At 69.7% G+C, this 19597-nt stretch carries 15 protein-coding genes and 4 tRNA genes; 10 read left to right on the top strand and 9 right to left on the bottom strand.

All coding sequences use genetic code 11. The features are described from left to right. Positions 1-154: 154 nt before the first annotated feature. Together purF and purM are read left to right on the top strand one after the other, a co-directional pair. The gene (gene purF / locus OG395_RS27045; RefSeq protein WP_266983421.1) at positions 155-1681 is read left to right on the top strand and encodes an amidophosphoribosyltransferase; all 1527 of its coding nucleotides are present in this window, start codon (positions 155-157) and stop codon (positions 1679-1681) included. Positions 1682-1741: 60 nt separating this feature from the next. Next, positions 1742-2815, top strand: coding sequence for a phosphoribosylformylglycinamidine cyclo-ligase (gene purM / locus OG395_RS27040; protein ID WP_327245247.1), 1074 nt, complete (start codon positions 1742-1744; stop codon positions 2813-2815). 188 nt (positions 2816-3003) lie between these two features. Here purM and OG395_RS27035 read toward each other — a convergent pair whose 3' ends face one another. Both OG395_RS27035 and OG395_RS27030 read right to left on the bottom strand, forming a co-directional pair. Beyond that, positions 3004-3261 carry a DUF3073 domain-containing protein gene (locus tag OG395_RS27035; protein WP_030979949.1) on the bottom strand — a complete coding sequence of 86 codons (258 nt, stop codon included), beginning with the start codon at positions 3259-3261 and terminating at the stop codon, positions 3004-3006. A 327-nt stretch (positions 3262-3588) separates the two neighbouring features. Next, positions 3589-4671 carry a Leu/Phe/Val dehydrogenase gene (locus OG395_RS27030; protein ID WP_327245246.1) on the bottom strand — a complete coding sequence of 361 codons (1083 nt, stop codon included), beginning with the start codon at positions 4669-4671 and terminating at the stop codon, positions 3589-3591. A 176-nt stretch (positions 4672-4847) separates the two neighbouring features. Here OG395_RS27030 and OG395_RS27025 point away from each other — a divergent pair, with 176 nt between their 5' ends. Beyond that, positions 4848-5693, top strand: a complete 846-nt coding sequence (locus tag OG395_RS27025; RefSeq protein WP_327245245.1) for a hypothetical protein — start codon at positions 4848-4850, stop codon at positions 5691-5693. A gap of 546 nt (positions 5694-6239) precedes the next feature. Beyond that, a complete protein-coding gene (gene bldC / locus OG395_RS27020; protein ID WP_003949541.1) occupies positions 6240-6446 on the top strand; it encodes a developmental transcriptional regulator BldC in 207 nt (68 codons plus the stop codon). A gap of 467 nt (positions 6447-6913) precedes the next feature. Here the strand turns inward: bldC and OG395_RS27015 are convergent, their stop codons facing one another. The 3 genes from OG395_RS27015 to hrpA form a co-directional block, all read right to left on the bottom strand. After that, a complete protein-coding gene (locus tag OG395_RS27015; RefSeq protein ID WP_327245244.1) occupies positions 6914-7231 on the bottom strand; it encodes a DUF6274 family protein in 318 nt (105 codons plus the stop codon). Between the two features lie 139 nt (positions 7232-7370). After that, positions 7371-7445, bottom strand: a tRNA-Asp gene (locus OG395_RS27010). 114 nt (positions 7446-7559) lie between these two features. Further along, on the bottom strand, positions 7560-11492 hold the full coding sequence (hrpA, locus tag OG395_RS27005) for an ATP-dependent RNA helicase HrpA (RefSeq protein ID WP_327245243.1): 3933 nt from the start codon (positions 11490-11492) through the stop codon (positions 7560-7562). Positions 11493-11645: 153 nt separating this feature from the next. Between hrpA and OG395_RS27000 the strand changes: the two genes are divergently transcribed. Genes OG395_RS27000 through OG395_RS26990 form a run of 3 tightly spaced genes read left to right on the top strand, consistent with a single transcriptional unit; the run spans position 11646 to position 13710 of the window. Continuing rightward, complete coding sequence (locus OG395_RS27000; protein ID WP_327245242.1) at positions 11646-12008, top strand: hypothetical protein; 363 nt, start codon at positions 11646-11648, stop codon at positions 12006-12008. 56 nt (positions 12009-12064) lie between these two features. Beyond that, positions 12065-12865 carry a DsbA family protein gene (locus tag OG395_RS26995; protein WP_327245241.1) on the top strand — a complete coding sequence of 267 codons (801 nt, stop codon included), beginning with the start codon at positions 12065-12067 and terminating at the stop codon, positions 12863-12865. Beyond that, the gene (locus tag OG395_RS26990) at positions 12862-13710 is read left to right on the top strand and encodes a cytochrome c biogenesis CcdA family protein (protein ID WP_327245240.1); all 849 of its coding nucleotides are present in this window, start codon (positions 12862-12864) and stop codon (positions 13708-13710) included. Before OG395_RS26995 ends, OG395_RS26990 begins: the two co-directional genes overlap by 4 nt. A 38-nt stretch (positions 13711-13748) precedes the next feature. Here OG395_RS26990 and OG395_RS26985 read toward each other — a convergent pair. The 4 genes from OG395_RS26985 to OG395_RS26970 all read right to left on the bottom strand — a co-directional run bounded on the left by OG395_RS26985 (position 13749) and on the right by OG395_RS26970 (position 15730). Next, a tRNA-Phe gene (locus tag OG395_RS26985) sits at positions 13749-13825 on the bottom strand. A gap of 22 nt (positions 13826-13847) precedes the next feature. Next, positions 13848-13922, bottom strand: a tRNA-Asp gene (locus OG395_RS26980). A 38-nt stretch (positions 13923-13960) separates the two neighbouring features. Continuing rightward, a tRNA-Glu gene (locus OG395_RS26975) sits at positions 13961-14033 on the bottom strand. A gap of 173 nt (positions 14034-14206) precedes the next feature. Continuing rightward, complete coding sequence (locus OG395_RS26970) at positions 14207-15730, bottom strand: metallophosphoesterase family protein (RefSeq protein ID WP_327245239.1); 1524 nt, start codon at positions 15728-15730, stop codon at positions 14207-14209. 112 nt (positions 15731-15842) lie between these two features. Here OG395_RS26970 and OG395_RS26965 point away from each other — a divergent pair, with 112 nt between their 5' ends. The 3 genes from OG395_RS26965 (at position 15843) to OG395_RS26955 (ending at position 19369) form a co-directional block, all read left to right on the top strand. Then, entirely contained in the window at positions 15843-16193 is a 351-nt protein-coding gene (locus OG395_RS26965) for a metallopeptidase family protein (RefSeq protein ID WP_030929660.1), read from the top strand. A 149-nt stretch (positions 16194-16342) separates the two neighbouring features. Next, positions 16343-16924 carry a hypothetical protein gene (locus OG395_RS26960; protein ID WP_327245238.1) on the top strand — a complete coding sequence of 194 codons (582 nt, stop codon included), beginning with the start codon at positions 16343-16345 and terminating at the stop codon, positions 16922-16924. A gap of 210 nt (positions 16925-17134) precedes the next feature. After that, positions 17135-19369 carry a DEAD/DEAH box helicase gene (locus OG395_RS26955; RefSeq protein WP_327245237.1) on the top strand — a complete coding sequence of 745 codons (2235 nt, stop codon included), beginning with the start codon at positions 17135-17137 and terminating at the stop codon, positions 19367-19369. The last annotated feature ends 228 nt before the right edge of the window (positions 19370-19597 follow it).

The raw sequence follows: 19597 nt of genomic DNA, 5'->3' as shown, positions 1-19597 counted from the left end.
TGCCCCGCCTCCGACCTCCGCCGCCAGCCGAATTCCGTCACTGCCCGTGACCGCGCACATGGCCCCCGGAACGGCGCTTCGGGCTTCTTCCCCGGTGCTCCGGCGGGGTGTCCCCAATTCGGACCAGTGGTCGACCTCGCCTACACTCGGTGGTGTGCCTCGTGGTGATGGACGACTCAACCACGACCTGCTCCCCGGAGAAAAGGGCCCTCAGGACGCTTGCGGCGTCTTCGGTGTCTGGGCTCCGGGCGAAGAGGTCGCCAAGCTCACCTATTTCGGACTGTATGCCCTGCAGCACCGTGGACAGGAGTCCGCGGGCATCGCAGTGAGCAACGGGTCCCAGATCCTGGTCTTCAAGGACATGGGACTGGTCTCGCAAGTCTTCGACGAAACGTCTCTGGGATCTCTCCAGGGCCATATCGCGGTCGGTCATGCCCGCTACTCCACCACCGGTGCCTCGGTGTGGGAGAACGCGCAGCCGACGTTCCGTGCGACCGCGCACGGCTCGATCGCCCTGGGTCACAACGGCAATCTGGTCAATACGGCCCAGCTCGCCGAGATGGTCGCCGACCTTCCTCGTAAGGACGGCCGCGCCACCCAGGTCGCCGCGACGAACGACACCGATCTGGTGACCGCTCTGCTCGCCGGCCAGACCGACGACGACGGTAAGCCGCTCACCATCGAGGAGGCCGCCGCCGCGGTGCTTCCCGAGGTGAGGGGCGCCTTCTCGCTCGTCTTCATGGATGAGCACACCCTCTACGCAGCCCGTGACCCGCAGGGCATCCGCCCGCTGGTCCTCGGCCGGCTGGAGCGTGGCTGGGTGGTGGCCTCCGAGTCCGCCGCCCTCGACATCTGCGGTGCCAGCTTCGTCCGTGAGATCGAGCCGGGCGAGCTCGTCGCCATCGACGAGAACGGCCTGCGCACCTCGCGCTTCGCGGAAGCGAAGCCCAAGGGCTGTGTCTTCGAGTACGTCTATCTGGCCCGACCCGACACCGACATCGCCGGGCGCAACGTCTACCTCTCCCGCGTGGAGATGGGCCGCAGGCTGGCCGCCGAGGCCCCGGTCGAGGCCGATCTGGTCATAGCGACTCCGGAGTCCGGCACGCCCGCCGCCATCGGCTACGCGGAAGCCAGCGGAATCCCGTTCGGCGCAGGTCTGGTCAAGAACGCGTACGTCGGCCGGACCTTCATCCAGCCCTCCCAGACCATTCGCCAGCTGGGCATCCGCCTCAAGCTGAACCCGCTCAAGGAAGTCATCAAGGGCAAGCGCCTGGTGGTCGTCGACGACTCGATCGTCCGCGGCAACACCCAGCGCGCACTGGTCCGGATGCTCCGCGAGGCCGGCGCTGCCGAGATCCACATCCGGATCTCGTCCCCGCCGGTGAAGTGGCCCTGCTTCTTCGGCATCGACTTCGCGACCCGCGCGGAGCTGATCGCCAACGGCATGACGGTGGATGAGATCTCCACGTCGATGGGGGCCGACTCGCTCGCGTACATCTCGCTCGACGCGATGGTCGAGGCGACCACGATCGCCAAGCCGAACCTGTGCCGCGCCTGCTTCGACGGTGAGTACCCGATGGAGCTCCCGGACCCGGAGCTGCTCGGCAAGCAGCTGCTGGAGACCGAGCTGGCGGCAGGCCCTGCGGCGACCGCCGCGGCCGACGCACTGCGTCGTCCGTGACCGGCCACGCGCACCAGCCCTGCCACCAGCCCCGTATTTCCACACGAAAGATCCCAGGCAATGTCTGAGACAACAGGTGCTTCCTACGCGGCAGCGGGCGTCGACATCGAGGCCGGCGACCGCGCCGTCGAGCTGATGAAGGAGTGGGTGAAGAAGACGCAGCGCCCGGAGGTCGCGGGCCTCGGCGGCCTCGGCGGATTCGCCGGCCTCTTCGACGCCTCGGCCCTGGGGCGCTACGAGCGTCCGCTGCTCGCCTCCGCCACCGACGGCGTCGGCACGAAGGTCGACCTCGCCCGCAAGATGGGCGTGTACGACACCATCGGCCACGACCTCGTCGGCATGGTCGTCGACGACCTGGTCGTCTGCGGCGCCGAGCCGCTCTTCATGACCGACTACATTTGCGTCGGCAAGGTGCACCCCGAGCGTGTCGCGTCCATCGTGAAGGGCATCGCCGAAGGCTGTGTGCTGGCCGGCTGCGCCCTGATCGGCGGCGAGACCGCCGAACACCCGGGCCTCCTCGGTCCCGACGACTTCGATGTCGCGGGCGCCGGCACGGGCGTGGTCGAGGCCGACCGGCTGCTCGGCCCGGACCGTATCCGTAAGGGTGACGCGGTCATCGCGATGGCGTCGTCCGGTCTTCACTCCAACGGGTACTCGCTCGTCCGCCATGTCTTCTTCGACCGGGCCGGCTGGGCGCTGGACCGCGACGTCGAGGAGTTCGGCCGCACGCTCGGCGAGGAGCTCCTGGAGCCCACCAGGATCTACTCGCTGGACTGCCTGGCGCTGACCCGTACGACCGAGGTGCACGGCTTCAGCCATGTCACCGGGGGCGGTCTCGCCAACAACCTGGCCCGGGTCATCCCGGACGCCCTGCACGCCACCGTCGACCGCTCCACGTGGACGCCCGGCGCGGTCTTCGACCTGGTCGGCAAGACCGGTCAGGTCGAGCAGCTGGAGCTGGAGAAGACGCTCAACATGGGCGTCGGCATGATCGCGATCGTCCCGGCGGAATCCGTGGACGCGGCGCTGACGACGCTGGCCGACCGCGGGGTCGACGCCTGGGTGGCCGGCGAGATCACGGACCGCGGTACGCACGGCTCGGGTGCCGAGCTGGTCGGCGCCTACGCGCGCTAGTGCCGTGACCGGCAAAGCTTGCCGGGAGGGGCACTGGGACACGCGGCGGGGGCAGGGCGCACCGGTACCGTCCGGTGACCGTCCTGCCCTGGGTCGCCGGGCAGGATCAAGCTGCTGATCGGCCCCGAAAAGCGCAACACAGAACCCGGTCCGGGCAGGCCCGGACCGGGTTCTGTGTCAGCGCGAGGTCAAGCGCCGCGGCGCTGTGACGACGGACCGGACTGGTCGTCCTCGTCCTCATCGTCGTCATCGTTGTACAGATCCGCGTACTGTGCGTACGGGTCATCTTCCTCGTCGTCGTCCTCGAACGGCTCTGCGTTCGGTGGTTGACTCGAAGGCGATGCGCCCAGCTCATTGGCCAGACGCGACAGGTCAGTCCCGCCGCTGCTGTACTTCAGCTGGCGGGCGACCTTTGTCTGCTTGGCCTTTGCCCGGCCGCGCCCCATGGCTCGACCCCCTCGGTGACGGGGCTCGACGGCCCCAGAGTCTTGACACGCGTTCATGTTTCAGGACGGACTCTCGGCAGAGAGACCGTGCCCGTAGGGCTTTAACGGTACCTGCTTCCGTGGCCATACGGTACGCCGCCCGCATCACACGCCCCGGAACAGGACCAGCGAGAAGCCCCGTCCTCGCTGGTCAACTGCGATTTTAACCTCTTCTCGGCATGCGACCCGCCGACCGGCGTGAGTCTTGTCTCGCCGGTCGGCGGGTCAGTGGTCCGAAGAACGGCCGCGACACCCGGTGAGGGCCCCGCGACCGTCGGCGACGCGCGGTCAGGCGCGCCGCGCGTCGGCCATCCGCTGCTCGGCGATCCGGTCGGCTGCCGCAGCCGGCGGAATGCCGTCTTCCTTCGCACGTGCGAATATGGCCAGCGTGGTGTCGAAGATTTTCGACGCCTTCGCCTTGCACCGGTCGAAGTCGAAGCCGTGCAGCTCGTCGGCGACCTGGATGACGCCGCCCGCGTTCACCACGTAGTCGGGGGCGTACAGGATCGAACGGTCCGCGAGGTCCTTCTCGACGCCCGGGTGCGCCAGCTGGTTGTTGGCCGCGCCGCACACCACCTTGGCCGTGAGCACCGGGACGGTCTCGTCGTTCAGCGCACCGCCGAGCGCGCACGGGGCGTAGATGTCGAGACCTTCGGTACGGATCAGCGCGGCGGTGTCCGCGGCGACGGCGACCTCGGGGTGGAGATCGGTGATCCGGCGTACCGATTCCTCCCGGACGTCCGTGACCACGACCTCGGCGCCGTCCGACAGCAGATGTTCGACGAGGTGGTGACCGACCTTGCCGACGCCCGCGACCGCCACTTTTCGGCCACGCAGCGTCGGGTCGCCCCAGAGGTGCTGGGCCGAGGCCCGCATGCCCTGGAAGACACCGAACGCGGTGAGGACGGAGGAGTCGCCGGCGCCGCCGTTCTCCGGGGACCGGCCGGTGGTCCACCGGCACTCGCGGGCGATGACGTCCATGTCGGCGACGTACGTGCCGACGTCGCAGGCGGTCACGTAGCGCCCGCCGAGCGAGGCCACAGCCCGGCCGTAGGCCAGCAGCAGTTCCTCGGTCTTGATCTTCTCGGGGTCGCCGATGATGACGGCCTTGCCGCCGCCGTGGTCGAGACCGGCCATGGCGTTCTTGTACGACATGCCGCGCGCCAGGTTCAGCGCGTCCGCGACGGCCTCCTCCTCGGAGGCGTACGGATAGAAGCGGGTGCCGCCGAGGGCCGGGCCCAGGGCGGTGGAGTGGATGGCGATGACGGCCTTGAGGCCGCTGGCACGGTCCTGGCAGAGCACGACCTGCTCGTGTCCCCCCTGATCCGAGTGGAACAGGGTGTGCAGGACGCCGTCGGTCACATCGGTCACGGTGGTGACTCCCAAGTACGAAGCGGCGGAAGACCCCCCTGAAGGTGGGGAGGGCCCCGGACCGACCGGCACGGACGGTCCGACTGGGCACGAGCGTAAGTCCTACGGGGACGGAGATCTGTTCCAGTGCCAAGGATCACCCTCTGGCGGAGTACGGGCGTGACACGATCTGAGGCATGTCGGTGGTGTCTTCGGTGCTCGTTCCTTACGCGTCCTACCTCCGGGTGTACGAGCCGCTGGCCGCTTTCCCGGAGCCGGAGCGGGCCCACTGGGCGCGCTACGCGGGGCGCAACCGCATCCCCACGGCACAGGACGAACTCCGCCGCTCGCTGGCCGACTTGGCGGCCACCCCGCCGGTCGGGGTGCCGGTCCACGAGAGCGGGGACGCGTTCGTCGCCGAGGTGGACGGCGTGGTGTGCGTCTGTCCGTGGCGGACCCGGCTGCGCGGCTGGCTGGCGCTGGAGGAGCTGGCGGAGATGTTCCCGGCCCCCGTGCTCGACGCGGTGCTGCCGCCGGTGGTGCGCGGGCAGGCGCTCGCCGACCACGAGCGGTGGGCGGAGCGCAATCCGGACGCCCGGCCGTGGATCCGGACCGCGGTGTGGCAGGTACCGGTGCGCTGGTTCGTCCTCTTCTCCGACGAGGAGCGGGAGCACACGGAGGCGGCCGACGGCGGGGGAGCGCCGGTGCTGCGCTACCGCACCCCGATGGTGCAGGCGCGCCGCCGGCTGGCCAGATCGCTGAAGACGCTCAGGGAGACCGTCGACGAGGCGCCGTTGACCGAGGGCCTGGTGGATGTCGGCCGGTGGCTGGAGGAGTTCCATCCGCGCGCGCTGGTCGAGCTCGACTACGGCGGTCTGGTGCATGCGCTGTCGGCGGAGCAGCTCGCCGGGGACCGGTCGGCCGCGGACGTCGCCGAGGGCATCGCGGCGCTGCAGGCCGGTGACACCGAAGGGGCGAGTGCGGCGTACGGGCGGCTGGCGGAGCGCTGGCGGGCCGTGAGGGACCGTCAGTTCGCCAGCTGAGTCACGCGGTGCGGGGCCGGGAGCCGGTCGCCCCTGCGGCTCGTCCGTGTGACTCATGAGGATGGTGGGAGCGAAGGGGCGGAAGCGCACTCCCGTGGCTCCGGGACCTACGTCCCGAACCGGGCCTTTGCCTCAAGGGTGACGGATAGCACTAACTGGGCCCTTGCGCCCTTCCCCACTCCTCGTGCCAAAATAGGACAAGGAGTCCGGGGAGGACTCCATCCGTCCAAGTAAGGGCGGATTACTCAGCATTGCACGCTATGGGAGGTCTGGTGACTCCTGATCGCTCTGTGACTGATCGTCACGGTGGTGTGACTGTCCGCTATGGCATGGTCCATCGGCTTCCGTCGCTGATGAACACCTGGGAGGGCAATTCCATCGGTTTGGCCGACGTGGCTGGACGGATGGTGTAGTTGTAGTGCCGAGGACAAGCCGTTCGTCCTATAACCGACTCGGCCCGCGTCCGCCATTTCGGGCAACGCGGGTCAAGGTGCAGAATTTAGAGGAAAGAACCGAGATGGTTCGGTTCTCCCGAGGAGGCCGCTCATGACCGCTCGCACCCCTGACGCCGAGCCGCTGCTGACCCCGGCTGAGGTTGCCACGATGTTCCGCGTGGACCCGAAGACGGTCACCCGTTGGGCCAAGGCAGGCAAGCTCACGTCCATCCGCACGCTCGGTGGACATCGCCGGTACCGCGAGGCAGAGGTCCGCGCACTGCTTGCGGGTATTCCGCAGCAGCGCAGCGAGGCCTGACACACCCCTGTCACCGCGTCACAACCGGGCTGCCCGGGTCCCCCAACCCGCGTTCGCCCACCCATAGCTCCACACGACGGGCGCCCGCCCCAACGGGCGCCATACCTGTGCAATACGGGGTACGTCGTTCGATCGCGCTGGACTCCGCCGGGTCCAGCGCGATCTTTTTTGTGCCCGCGGGGCGGCCGGCCGGCCGGGGCTCCGGCTTCGCGTGGAGTGCTGTGCGGGCGCATCCGACCCCGACGGGCGGGTCCTCCGGGGGGTTGCCCGGGGCCCAGGGTCTGCCCCTGGGCCTCCCCGCGGAAGCGTCATCCGGGGAGTGCAATTGCACATATTAAATTCGCCAGTTGTAGGAAGGGTGTAAAGTCACCCTTTCTCAAAACTCATTCAGTGACACCCGTCACATGGCCCGAGACTTGCCAAGGTCGAGCCTGCCACTGCCGGGAGACGGATGCCCTCGCCTTCGGTCACGTGGCGGCAGGACTTTCGTCCTCGGCCCTCTCGGTGCGGTTCTGTTCTTCGGGGGCGGCCATCGGGGCGGTCATGGGGGCGGTCATGGGGGCGGCGAGCGCCGCGACCTCCTGAACGGCCGCTGGGGCCCCGCCGGATGGCGTGGGCGGTTCGGGGGGCGGGACGGGCCGAGAGGCCGTCACGGGCTCCATGGCGAGCCTCAGGAGCAGGTGGCAGATCGGGCAGTGCCGGGTGAGATGCCGGTAGCCGGAAGCGGCCGCCAGATGGGCGCGCAGCAATGCGCGGGTCTCGTGCCTCGCCGTGGACGCCGTCATCCGCGCCACCTCCCGGTGGACCGCGCCGCCCCGCGCCGAGGAACAGGGGCGGCCCCTGCTGTCTGAGTACCCGTCGGCAGTTGCCGGAGTCAAGACGCGCGAAAGCCCGGATCCAGAAGGATCCGGGCTTTCGTTACTGCGGTCCTGACGGGATTTGAACCCGCGGCCTCCACCTTGACAGGGTGGCGAGCACTCCAAACTGCTCCACAGGACCAGGTTTTCGCGGCTTCCTTGCGGCTGCCTGCGAAACCAGACTGTACAGGAGATTGGCCGCTCCGGTCGACTTCACTCCTGGTGGTGGCTCCCTTACGCCCCGAGGGGCGCCCGATCACGGAGCCGCGGCGTCGATCGCCTTCACGATCCGCTTGTCCGAAACGGGGTACGCGGTGCCCAGGGCGTGCGCGAAATAGCTCACCCGGAGCTCCTCGATCATCCAGCGGATGTCCAGGACCTCCTGCGGAACGGGCCTGCCCTGCGGCATCTGTTCGAGCAGCCAGGCGTACTCGTCCTGCATCTCGTGGACCTTCTCCATGCGCGTGGTGTCGCGCTGGACGGCCGTCGGCATCTGCTGGAGCCGACGGTCCACGGCGACCAGGTAGCGCATCAGGTCGGGCAGCCTGCGCAGCCCGGTCCTCGTGACGAAGCCCGGCGGTACGAGGGCGGCGAGCTGGTTCCGTACATCGGTGACGTTGTCGACCAGGACCAGGCTGTTGGTGGCCTTCAGGCGCCGCTCGCAGGCCTGCCAGGCAGCCAGCACCTGCTGCACCTGGGCGACCGTGTGCTCGGTCAGCGCGACGAGATCGGCGCGGACCTTGTCGTGCAGCTTCCGGAACGACTCCTCGTCCCAGGCCGGCCCGCCGTGGGCGCCGATCAGCCGGTCCGCGGCAGCGGTCGCGCAGTCCTCGAACAGGGCCTGGATGGAGCCGTGCGGATTGCGGGACAGGGCGAGCTTCTGCTGGTTCGTCAGCTTGTCCGAGGCGAACTTGGCGGGGTTCACCGGGATGTTCAGCAGGATCAGCTTCCGGGTGCCGCGCCACATCGCCTGTTGCTGCTCGGCCTCGGTGTCGAAGAGCCGTACGGCCACTGTGCCCGCGGCGGCTCCCTCCTGATCGACCAGGGCCGGGTACGCCTTCACCGGCTGGCCGGCCCGCCGGGTCTCGAAGACCCGGTTCAGCGTGCCGATCGTCCAGTCCGTGAGCCCCGAACGCTCGATGGACTCGCCAGAGGGCCCCACGGTGGCCGCAGCGGCCTTGGAGAGGGCCTGACGGGCCTTGGGGCGCAGCTGGAGCTTCAGTGACTCCAGGTCCTTGTCCTCGGCCACCCTGCGGCGCCGCTCGTCGACGATCCGGAACGTGATCTTGAGGTGGTCCGGGATCCGGGAGAGGTCGAAGTCGTCGGCGGAGACCGGGACCCCGACCATCTGCTGGAGCTCACGCGCGAGGGTGACCGGCAGCGGCTCCTGCAGCGGCACCGCCCGGTCCAGGAACCGGCCCGCGTAGTTCGGGGCGGGGACGTAGTGCCGGCGGATCGGCTTGGGCAGGGAGCGGATCAGCTCGGTGACCACGTCCTCGCGCAGGCCGGGGATCTGCCAGTCGAAGCCCTCGGGGGTGACCTGGTTGAGCACCTGGAGCGGGATGTGGACGGTCACACCGTCCGCGTCCGCGCCGGGCTCGAACTGGTAGGTCACCTTGAACTTGAGCTTCCCCTGCCGCCAGGAGTCCGGGTAGTCGTCCTTGGTGACGGCCCCGGCCTTCTCGTTGATGAGCATCGAGCGCTCGAAGTCGAGCGCGTCGGGCTCGTCGCGGCGCTTGTGCTTCCACCAGGAGTCGAAGTGCGCGCCGGAGACGACGTGCTCCGGGATCCGCTGGTCGTAGAAGTCGAAGAGCGTCTCGTCGTCCACGAGGATGTCGCGGCGCCGCGCACGGTGCTCCAACTCCTCGACCTCGCCGAGGAGTTTGCGGTTGTCATGGAAGAACTGGTGGTGCGTCCGCCAGTCGCCCTCGACCAGGGCGTTCCGGATGAAGAGATCGCGGGACGTCTCGGCGTCGATCCGGCCGAAATTGATCTTGCGCTGGGCGACGATCGGTACGCCGTACAGCGTGACCCGCTCGTACGCCATCACCGTGGCCTGGTCCTTCTCCCAGTGCGGCTCGCTGTAGGTGCGCTTCAGCAGATGCTGGGCCAGCGGTTCGATCCACTCCGGCTCGACCTTGGCATTGACCCGCGCCCACAGCCGGGACGTCTCGACCAGCTCGGCCGACATCACGAACCGCGGCTGCTTCTTGAAGAGCGCCGAACCGGGGAAGATCGCGAACTTGGCGCTGCGCGCACCCAGGTACTCGTTCTTCTCGGTGTCCTTCAGCCCGATGTGCGACAGCAGCCCGGCCAGCAGCGAGGTGTGCACCGCCTGCTCCGGCGCATCCTCCTCATTGGGGTGGATGCCCATCTGCTTGGCGACCGTACGCAGCTGCGCATAGATGTCCTGCCATTCGCGGATGCGCAGGAAGTTCAGATACTCCTGCTTGCACATCCGGCGGAAGCTGGACGAGCCGCGCTCCTTCTGCTGCTCGCGGATGTACCGCCACAGATTGAGGAACGCCAGGAAGTCCGACGTCTCGTCCTTGAAGCGGGCGTGCTGCTGATCGGCCTGCGTCTGCTTGTCCGAGGGCCGCTCGCGCGGGTCCTGGATGGAGAGCGCGGCGGCGATCACCATGACCTCGCGCGTGCAGCCGTTGCGGTCGGCCTCGATGACCATGCGGGCGAGACGCGGGTCGACGGGCAGTTGCGAGAGCTTCCGCCCCAGCTGCGTCAGCCGCTTCTTCGGATCCTTCTCGTCCGGGTCCAGTGCGCCGAGCTCCTGGAGAAGCTGCACACCGTCGCGGATGTTGCGGTGGTCCGGCGGGTCGATGAAGGGGAACTTCTCGATGTCGCCGAGGCCGGCCGCGGTCATCTGGAGGATGACGGACGCCAGGTTCGTGCGGAGGATCTCCGCGTCCGTGAACTCCGGGCGGGTCAGGAAGTCGTCCTCGGAGTACAGCCGGATGCAGATGCCGTCCGACGTACGGCCGCAGCGGCCCTTGCGCTGGTTGGCGCTGGCCTGCGAGATCCGCTCGATCGGCAGCCGCTGGACCTTGGTGCGGTGGCTGTAGCGGGAGATCCGGGCGTTGCCCGGGTCGATGACGTACTTGATGCCGGGGACGGTCAGCGAGGTCTCGGCGACGTTCGTCGCCAGAACGATCCTGCGGCCGGTGTGGCGCTGGAACACCCGGTGCTGCTCGGCGTGCGACAGGCGCGCGTAGAGGGGGAGCACCTCGGTGTGGCGGAGGTTCTTCTTGTTCAGGGCGTCCGCGGTGTCGCGGATCTCGCGCTCGCCGGAGAGGAAGACCAGGACATCGCCGGGGCCTTCCGTCTGGAGCTCGTCGACGGCGTCGCAGATCGCGGTGATCTGGTCGCGGTCGGAGTCGTCGCCCTCTTCTTCAAGGAGCGGCCGGTAACGCACCTCGACCGGGTACGTACGCCCGCTGACCTCGACGATCGGCGCATCGCCGAAGTGCCGGGCGAAGCGCTCGGGGTCGATGGTCGCCGAGGTGATGACGACCTTCAGATCGGGGCGCTTGGGCAGCAGCCTGGCCAGATAGCCGAGCAGGAAGTCGATGTTCAGCGACCGCTCGTGGGCCTCGTCGATGATGATCGTGTCGTACGCGAGCAGCTCGCGGTCCGTCTGGATCTCGGCCAGCAGGATGCCGTCCGTCATCAGCTTCAGATACGTCGCGTCCGGGTTCACCTGGTCGGTGAAGCGGACCTTCCAGCCGACCGCCTCGCCGAGCGGGGTCTTCAGCTCGTCGGCGACGCGCTCGGCGACCGTGCGGGCCGCGATCCGGCGCGGCTGGGTGTGCCCGATCATGCCCCGGACGCCGCGCCCCAGCTCCATGCAGATCTTCGGGATCTGCGTGGTCTTGCCGGAGCCGGTCTCACCGGCGACGATCACGACCTGGTGGTCGCGTATCGCCTCCAGGATCTCATCCTTCTTCTGGCTGACCGGAAGCTCTTCCGGGTACGAGAGAACGGGCATCCGCCCGGCGCGCCCCGCGAGCCGCTCGGCTGCCTTCCCGGCCTGTGTGGCGATTTCGTCCAGCACGGCCTGCCGGGCTTCGGGCTTACGGATCCGGCGCGCCCCTTCGAGGCGGCGGCCGAGCCGGTGCGCGTCGCGGAGCGAGACGTGTCCGAGTTGGGACTGGAGATCGGCAAAGGAAGTAGACATACGGGTCCCAGGATCGCACCCGGGCCCGAGGAACGGCGAACCTATTTCGCGCGGTCTGCGTCACGGCCGCGGTGACTGCGGGGGAGCTCCTGATCACAGCACGTACTATTTCGGACAACTGATCTTCGTACCGCAGTGGAAAGGCTGGCGCCCGTGTCCCGTACGCAGTGGTGCTGCCTGGTGGCGGTGCTCGCGGTCGTGCTGGGGCTGTTCTGCGGGCCCGCCACGGCGGGGACGGCGGCGACCGCGTCCGGGGATTCCGGTACCGCGGTGGCCACCCCGGCCGTCGACGGTCAGGGGGTGCCCGGCTGCGGCAACGGCACGACGCACGACGGCGCCGAGCCCGGCGTGCCCGTCCGGGCCCGTGCCGCGCACGACCAGGCACCCGGTCTCGCCGAATGGGGTCCGAGCGCCGCTCCCGGGCAGGGGCCCGCGGAGCCGCGCGCACGCGTCAGGCCGTCCGGGCCGGAGCCTGCCGCGCCGTCCCCGGTGGAACTGTCCGTACTGCGGGTTTAGGGAATGCCCGCCACCCGGTCGTCCCCTTCCCTCCGCACCAAGCACGGAGTCTTGCCATGCCCACGCCCACCACTTCCTCGTCCAGGAAGCCGCTGCTCTACGGCACCGGTGTCGTCCTCGCCGCCGCGCTGCTCGGCCTCGTCTCCTACCGCGCCACCGCCCCCGCCGACCGCTCCGGCCCCTCCTCCTCGGCCTCGGTCGCCGATGTCACCGCCGACCCGGACGCCGGCGTCTTCCCGGAACTGGCGAGGCTGGCCCGCCGCGACCCCGCCGACAGACTCGCGCAGGGCCCGGTCGACGCGCCCGTGGTCCTCATCGAGTACGCCGATTTCAAGTGCGGTTACTGCGGCAAGTTCGCCCGGGACACCGAACCCGCCCTGGTGAAGAAGTACGTCGACAACGGCACCCTGCGCATCGAGTGGCGCAACTTCCCGATCTTCGGCGCCGAATCCGAGGCCGTCGCGCGCGCCGCCTGGGCCGCAGGGCAGCAGGGCCGCTTCTGGCAGTTCCACGCAGCCGCCTACACCGAAGGGGCCAAGGAGAAGGGCTTCGGCAAGGACCGGCTGAAGGCGCTCGCCAAGGAGGCGGGGGTGCGGGACCTGGGCCGGTTCGTGCGCGACGCGGACGGCGCGGCAGCTTCCGCCGCGGTGAGCAAGGACCAGGAGGAGGGGTACGGGATCGGCGCGAGCTCCACCCCGTCCTTCCTGATCAACGGCCGCCCGCTGGCCGGAGCGCAGCCGGTGGAGGTCTTCGAGCAGGTCATCCAGGCGGCGGCCGACAAGGCCGCCGACACCAAGGACGCCAAGGGGGAGAGCGGCACCAAGGGCTCCGGTGACTCCGGGGGCGCCGACAAGTGACGATGGACATCGGCTACTTCGCCGCCTTCCTCGGCGGGCTGCTGGCCCTGGTCAGCCCCTGCAGCGCCCTGTTGCTGCCCGCCTTCTTCGCCTACTCCATCGACTCGGCCTCACGGCTACTGGCCCGTACCGGCATCTTCTACGCGGGTCTGGCCACCACCCTCGTGCCGCTCGGCGCCGCGGGCTCGTACGCCGGACGACTCTTCTACAGCCACCGCGACCAGCTGGTCCTCGGCGCCGGCTGGCTGATCATCGGGCTCGGCGTGGCCCAGATCGTGGGCCTCGGCTTCGCCTCGCGCCGGATCGCGGCCCTCAGCGGGCGGATCCGCCCGACGACCGCCGTGTCGGTCTACGCCCTCGGCGCCGTCTACGGGCTGGCCGGGTTCTGCGCCGGACCGATCCTCGGCAGCGTCCTGACGGTGGCGGCGGTCAGCGCCAGCCCGGTCTACGGCGGACTGCTCCTCGCCGTCTACGCCCTGGGCATGGCGGTCCCGCTGTTCCTGCTGGCGCTGGTCTGGGAGCGCTTCGACCTCGGGCGCCGCGCCTGGCTGCGCGGCCGTGCCTTCCGGCTCGGCCGCTTCGAACTGCACACCACCACTGCGCTGTCGGGGCTGTTCTTCATCGGTCTTGGCGCACTGTTCCTGGCGTACGACGGGACGACCGCGCTGCCCGGACTGCTGGACGTGGACGATTCGTTCGCCGTCGAGCAGTGGGCGCAGCGGATCGGCGAGCAGGTGCCGGACGCGGCCGCGCTGGTGACGGTGGTGGCGGTGGCGCTGCTGGTTCTCGGGGTGCGGGCCCGGCGCCGCCGGGACACGAACTCCGCGGAGCGGGAAGAGGCCTGACACGGCGAAGGCCCCGTCCGGTGGACGGGGCCTTCGGGTGGTGGCTGGGGCCGGGATCGAACCGGCGACCTATCGCTTTTCAGGCGATCGCTCGTACCAACTGAGCTACCCAGCCACGCAGCACTTACGAGCTGCAGCGGTCCTGACGGGATTTGAACCCGCGGCCTCCACCTTGACAGGGTGGCGAGCACTCCAAACTGCTCCACAGGACCAAGCTTTTGTGCGACTAAGTGTCGCACAAGGTGGTGCGTGCCCCCAACGGGATTCGAACCCGTGCTACCGCCTTGAAAGGGCGGCGTCCTGGGCCACTAGACGATGAGGGCAGAACTGCAGTGTTGCTGCTTCTGCGCCTGTCACCCAGGGGGACGTGAGAAGCATGTGACTCTGCTTCCCCTCAAGAGGTTCCGCTTCTCCTTCAACCTCTGGGGTCTCAGAACGGTCAAGCCCTGACCGGCGCCCTTGGGCACGTCGGAGACTGTACTACGGCGTTTCGGTGTCAGCCAAACCGAATAGGCGAAGGGGTCGCTCCGGGTCGGTTCTCGCCCGGCAGATGGCGGCTGACCTCGGCCGTCGTCAGGCCAAGCCCGCCGAGCGTGATCTCGTCCCAGGCCTGCAGACGGCGAGTCGCGCGGTCCAGATAGAGCACCGAGGCACGCACCTTCTCCGGCTTCCTGTTCTGTACGGCGCGCAGCCCGCCGCCGCCCGTGGAGCCTTCGACCTTGAGCCGGGTGCCGAGTTCCATCAGTTCGTTCTGCCGGTGGTGCACATGGCCGGCGAGGACCAGCGGCACCGTGCCGTCCGTCTCGCGGGCCGCCTCCGGCTCATGGGTGACGGCGATGTCGACGGGGGTGCCGGCCTGTTTCTGGCTGCGGAGTGCGGAGGCGAGCCGCATGCCCGCCATCCGCTCGGCGGCCGCCCCCTGGGCGGGGAGCGAGCGGTCCGGGGTGAACTGGGGGTCCCCGATGCCCGCCACCCGCAGCCCGCCGACGTTCACGGCCCGGCCGTCGTCCAGCACCCGCACGTTCTTGAACCGCTCCAGATACCGCTGGGTGATCCGGGAGTCGTGGTTGCCGCGGACCCAGACGTAGGGCGCGCCCAGGTCGCGGATCGGGTCCAGGAAGCCGTTCTCGACGGCGGCGCCGTGGTCCATCGTGTCGCCCGAGTCGATGATCACGTCGATGTCGTACTGCTTGACCAGCGAGCCGATGATCTGCCAGGCCGCGGGGTTGAGGTGGATGTCGGAGACATGCAGGACACGGAGGGTGGCGGGGTCCGGGCGGTAGACGGGGAGCGTCGATGTGGCGTCGTAGAGCTTGGTCACATTGGTGACCAGCCGGGCCAGTTCCCGTTGGTAGACGTCGAAGTCGGTGACGATCGAGCGGGCGTCGCCGACCACCGAGGGGGCGCTGGAGAGCAGCCCGGAGAACTTGGGCTCCAGGACGGACTTCGGGTTCCAGGTGGCGTAGACGCTGACGCCGGACGCGGCCAGCAGCGCGAGCGCGAGACCACCGGCGGCCAGCGCGCGGCGTGGGCGGCGGTAGACGGCGAGACCGAGCGCGGTCGCGCCGGAGACGACGGCGACGACGGAGCGCACGGCGAGCTCGCGGGTGCCGGTGGAGACGTCCGCGGATATCTCCTGCTGGAGGCCGGAGAGCCGTTCGGGGTGCCGGACCAGGGCCCCGGAGCGCACCGGGTCCAGCCTGTCGACCTGCACGTCGAGGCGGACCGGGGCTATGTGGGAGTCCAGCTCGAGGGCGCCGAGCGGGGCCACATTGATCTTCGTGCCGCCACTCAGGGAGGGGCGCAGGGCCATCGTGGTGTCCATCGGGCCGACGGGCGTCCGGACACTGCCGACGACCAGCAGCCCCAGCCAGGCGCCGAACACGACGACGGCGATCAGACCCAGCGCGCGCCCGTAGGGGTGCGGAGCGGGGGCGAGGGTACTGGCGGGGGCGGTGGAGCGGGAGCGGTAGTGATGGCGGATGCGGGCGACTGCGGCGCGGAAGGAGGCGCGGACCATTGGGCGCGTATGCCCGGGTTCGGGGGCGGCCATGCGGGAGCGCGGGATTGCGGGACAGGGCGGGGGACGGCGGTCCGGGGCCGGTCGGGCGGGGGTACGTGACAATGGCGGTGTGCTGGAGATGACGCGCGAAGAGTTCGAGGAACTGGTCGCCGAGGCCCTGGACCGGATTCCGCCGGAGCTGACGCGGCTGATGGACAACGTCGCGGTGTTTGTCGAGGACGAACCGGATCCTGGTGATCCGGAGCTGCTCGGGCTGTACGAGGGCACGCCGCTGACCGATCGCGGCGAGTGGTACGCCGGGGTGCTGCCGGACCGGATCACGATCTACCGCGGGCCGACGCTGCGGATGTGCGAGTCGCGCGAGGACGTCGTGGCCGAGACGGAAATCACGGTCGTCCATGAGATCGCCCACCACTTCGGCATCGACGACGAGCGGCTGCACGCGCTCGGTTACGGCTGAGTACGCCCGGGAGGGCAGCGGCGAAGGGGCCGGCGGCGAAGAGGTCGGTGGCGCGTGGGGCGTGTCCCATGCGGGGGAACGGGAGTTGGGCACTGTGCCCCCGTCCGTTCCCGCCCTTCTTCGCTCCTCGCCTCCCGGAGGTGCCCCCCGTGCGCCAGTTGCCCGCCCCTGTCCGATGGGCAGCCGTCACCGCAGTGACGATTGCCGCGTCCACCGGCTGTATGAGCATCAGCGACGACGGCGGGAAGCCGACCCCGTCGCGGTCGGCCGAGCGGAGGGGCTCGTCGGGTGAACCGGAGGGTTCCACGGTGGCGGGTACGGGACGGGCCCGTACCGGAGGGGGCGCGGAGGCGCACTCCGACCGGGAGACCGCCGAATCGCCGAGCCCGAGCGCGTCGGCGCGCGCCTCGGCCGGACCCGGTGGCGCGCATGCGGGCGTGGGGTCCGGTGATCCGTTGCCGACCCGGGGCGGGCATCTGCCGGCGCCGTCCCCGCCGGCGGGCGGGGGGCCGCAGCAGCCGGGGCCGTCCGCGGAGCCGTCGGTGCCCTCCGGTCCGTCCGCGCCGGTCACCCCGGAGCCGTCGGGCTCACCCGATCCGGAGCCCTCGGATCCGCCTCCGGTGCCCTCCGCGTCTCCGGCCGCGCAGTTCCGCAGTGACGCGATGAGTGTGCCGGACGACATGGAGGCGCTGCGGACTCCCGAGGCATCACCCCAGGTGGGGCCGGTGTAGCGGGTGCTCCCGGAGCGTGCGGTTTGCGCGATGCGGGTGCGAGTGCGTATGGTAGTAGATCGTTTGATCCCATTGCCCGGCGCCGACACAGAAGAGCGCCGTGTGGCGCGTACTCTCCCTTGCCGTGGCTGGACCGCATTGAGGCGGTCGAAATTGCGAATCACGGAGTTATGGGCGCGTGCCGAGACTCCGGAAGGTTTCGCATTTCGCATGTCCAATTTCAGCTCTGACAACACCGTTGTGCCCGAGAACGACGAGATTGTCACCGAAGCCGAGGCCGTAGTGGCCGAGGCCGCCGAGGTGTCCGAGCCGATCGAGACGGCCGATTCCGTCGACTTCACCGGCTCCGCCGAGGCCACCACCGACTCCGCCACCGACGCCGAGCCGACCGTCACCTTCGCCGACCTGGGCCTGCCCGAGGGCATCGTCCGCAAGCTCGCGCAGAACGGTGTGACCGCGCCCTTCCCGATCCAGGCCGCGACCATTCCGGACGCGCTGGCCGGCAAGGACATCCTGGGCCGCGGCCGTACCGGCTCCGGCAAGACGCTCTCCTTCGGTCTGCCGACCCTGGCCACGCTGGCCGGCGGTCACACCGAGAAGAAGAAGCCCCGCGCGGTCATCCTCACCCCGACCCGTGAGCTCGCGATGCAGGTCGCGGACGCGCTGCAGCCCTACGGCGACGTGCTCGGCCTGAAGATGAAGGTCGTCTGCGGCGGTACGTCGATGGGCAACCAGATCTACGCGCTGGAGCGCGGTGTCGACGTCCTCGTCGCCACCCCGGGCCGACTGCGCGACATCATCAACCGGGGCGCGTGCTCGCTGGAGAACGTCCAGGTCGCCGTCCTCGACGAGGCCGACCAGATGTCCGACCTGGGCTTCCTGCCCGAGGTCACCGAGCTGCTCGACCAGGTTCCGGTCGGCGGTCAGCGCATGCTCTTCTCCGCCACCATGGAGAACGAGATCGGGACGCTGGTCAAGCGCTACCTGAGCAACCCGGTGAGCCACGAGGTCGACAGCGCCCAGGGCAACGTCACGACCATGACGCACCACGTCCTCGTCGTGAAGCCGAAGGACAAGGCGCCGGTCACCTCCGCCATCGCTGCCCGCAAGGGCCGCACGATCATCTTCGTCCGCACCCAGCTGGGCGCCGACCGCATCGCCGAGCAGCTCGTCGAGGCGGGCGTGAAGGCGGACGCGCTGCATGGCGGCATGACGCAGGGTGCCCGTACCCGCGTGCTCGCCGACTTCAAGGACGGTTACGTCAACGCGCTCGTCGCGACCGACGTCGCCGCCCGCGGTATCCACGTCGACGGCATCGACCTGGTGCTGAACGTGGACCCCGCAGGTGACCACAAGGACTACCTGCACCGTTCGGGCCGTACCGCGCGTGCCGGCAAGTCCGGTGTCGTCGTCTCCCTGGCGCTGCCGCACCAGCGTCGCCAGATCTTCCGCCTGATGGAGGACGCGGGCGTCGATGCCTCGCGCCACATCGTCGGTGGCGCGGGCGCCTTCGACCCGGAGGTCGCCGAGATCACCGGCGCCCGTTCGCTGACCGAGGTTCAGGCCGACTCCGCGAACAACGCCGCCAAGCAGGCGGAGCGTGAGGTCGCCGACCTGACCAAGCAGCTGGAGCGCGTCCAGCGCCGCGCCGGTGAGCTCCGCGAGGAGGCCGACCGCCTGGTCGCCCGTGCCGCGCGCGAGCGGGGCGACGACCCCGAGGCAGCAGTCGCCGAGGTCGCCGCCGAGGCCGAGGCCGCGATCGAGGCCGCCGTCTCCGTACCGGAGCAGCCCACAGCGCGCGACGACCGTCGCGACGACCGCGGCAACTTCGACCGCCGGGACAACCGCCGGGACGACCGCGGTGGGTACCGCGGCGGCGACCGCGGTGGTGACCGTGGTGGTGACCGTGGTGGTTTCCAGCGTCGTGACGACCGCCCGTCGGGTGGTTTCCGCCGTGACAACGACCGTCCGTCGTTCAACCGGGACCGTCGTGACGACCGCGGTGGTGACCGTGGTGGTTTCCAGCGTCGTGACGACCGCCCGTCGGGTGGTTTCCGCCGTGACAACGACCGTCCGTCGTTCAACCGGGACCGTCGTGACGACCGCGGTGGTGACCGTGGTGGTTTCCAGCGTCGTGACGACCGCCCGTCGGGTGGTTTCCGCCGCGACAACGACCGTCCGTCGTTCAACCGCGACAACGACCGCCCGTCGTTCAACCGCGACCGTCGTGACGACCGTCCGTCCGGTGGCTTCCGCTCCGGTGGCAGCGACCGTCCGTTCAACCGCGACCGTCGTGACGACCGTCCGTCCGGTGGCTTCCGCTCCGGTGGCAGCGACCGTCCGACCGGCCGCCGCGACGACCACCGCGGTGGCACGGGTACCGGCACCAACACCGGTTCCTTCGGCCGCCGCGACGACAAGCCGCGCTGGAAGCGCAACGGCTGATCACGGTTGGTCCGGTCGTCTGACTGCTGATCAGGGCCCGTACGACACTTCGGTGTCGTACGGGCCCTGAGTCTTTGAACGGGTTCGAAAACCCTTGTCAAGGCGTCCGAGTCTGCTGCTAGAGTCGCCGCATCTGCTCGGGGGTGGTGGTGCGAGCGGTAGCAGCCGCACCACGAAGGACCACAGTGCGTCCACTGAGGACCTCCCCTCGTGCCATGTTTCCCGGGG

It is taken from the genome of Streptomyces sp. NBC_01320 (genome assembly GCF_035974375.1).
GTDB classification, from domain to species: Bacteria; Actinomycetota; Actinomycetes; order Streptomycetales; family Streptomycetaceae; genus Streptomyces; species Streptomyces yanii.
This window is presented reverse-complemented; position numbering and strand designations above follow the sequence as displayed.

Bases quoted from the DNA above. Each gene is read 5' to 3' on its own strand.
- purM (WP_327245247.1), top strand. From the start codon at position 1,742: ATGTCTGAGACAACAGGTGCTTCCTACGCGGCAGCGGGCGTCGACATC.
- OG395_RS27035 (WP_030979949.1), bottom strand. From the start codon at position 3,261: ATGGGGCGCGGCCGGGCAAAGGCCAAGCAGACAAAGGTCGCCCGCCAG.
- OG395_RS27025 (WP_327245245.1), top strand. From the start codon at position 4,848: ATGTCGGTGGTGTCTTCGGTGCTCGTTCCTTACGCGTCCTACCTCCGG.
- bldC (WP_003949541.1), top strand. From the start codon at position 6,240: ATGACCGCTCGCACCCCTGACGCCGAGCCGCTGCTGACCCCGGCTGAG.
- OG395_RS27015 (WP_327245244.1), bottom strand. From the start codon at position 7,231: ATGACGGCGTCCACGGCGAGGCACGAGACCCGCGCATTGCTGCGCGCC.
- hrpA (WP_327245243.1), bottom strand. From the start codon at position 11,492: ATGTCTACTTCCTTTGCCGATCTCCAGTCCCAACTCGGACACGTCTCG.
- OG395_RS26995 (WP_327245241.1), top strand. From the start codon at position 12,065: ATGCCCACGCCCACCACTTCCTCGTCCAGGAAGCCGCTGCTCTACGGC.
- OG395_RS26970 (WP_327245239.1), bottom strand. From the start codon at position 15,730: ATGGTCCGCGCCTCCTTCCGCGCCGCAGTCGCCCGCATCCGCCATCAC.
- OG395_RS26955 (WP_327245237.1), top strand. From the start codon at position 17,135: ATGTCCAATTTCAGCTCTGACAACACCGTTGTGCCCGAGAACGACGAG.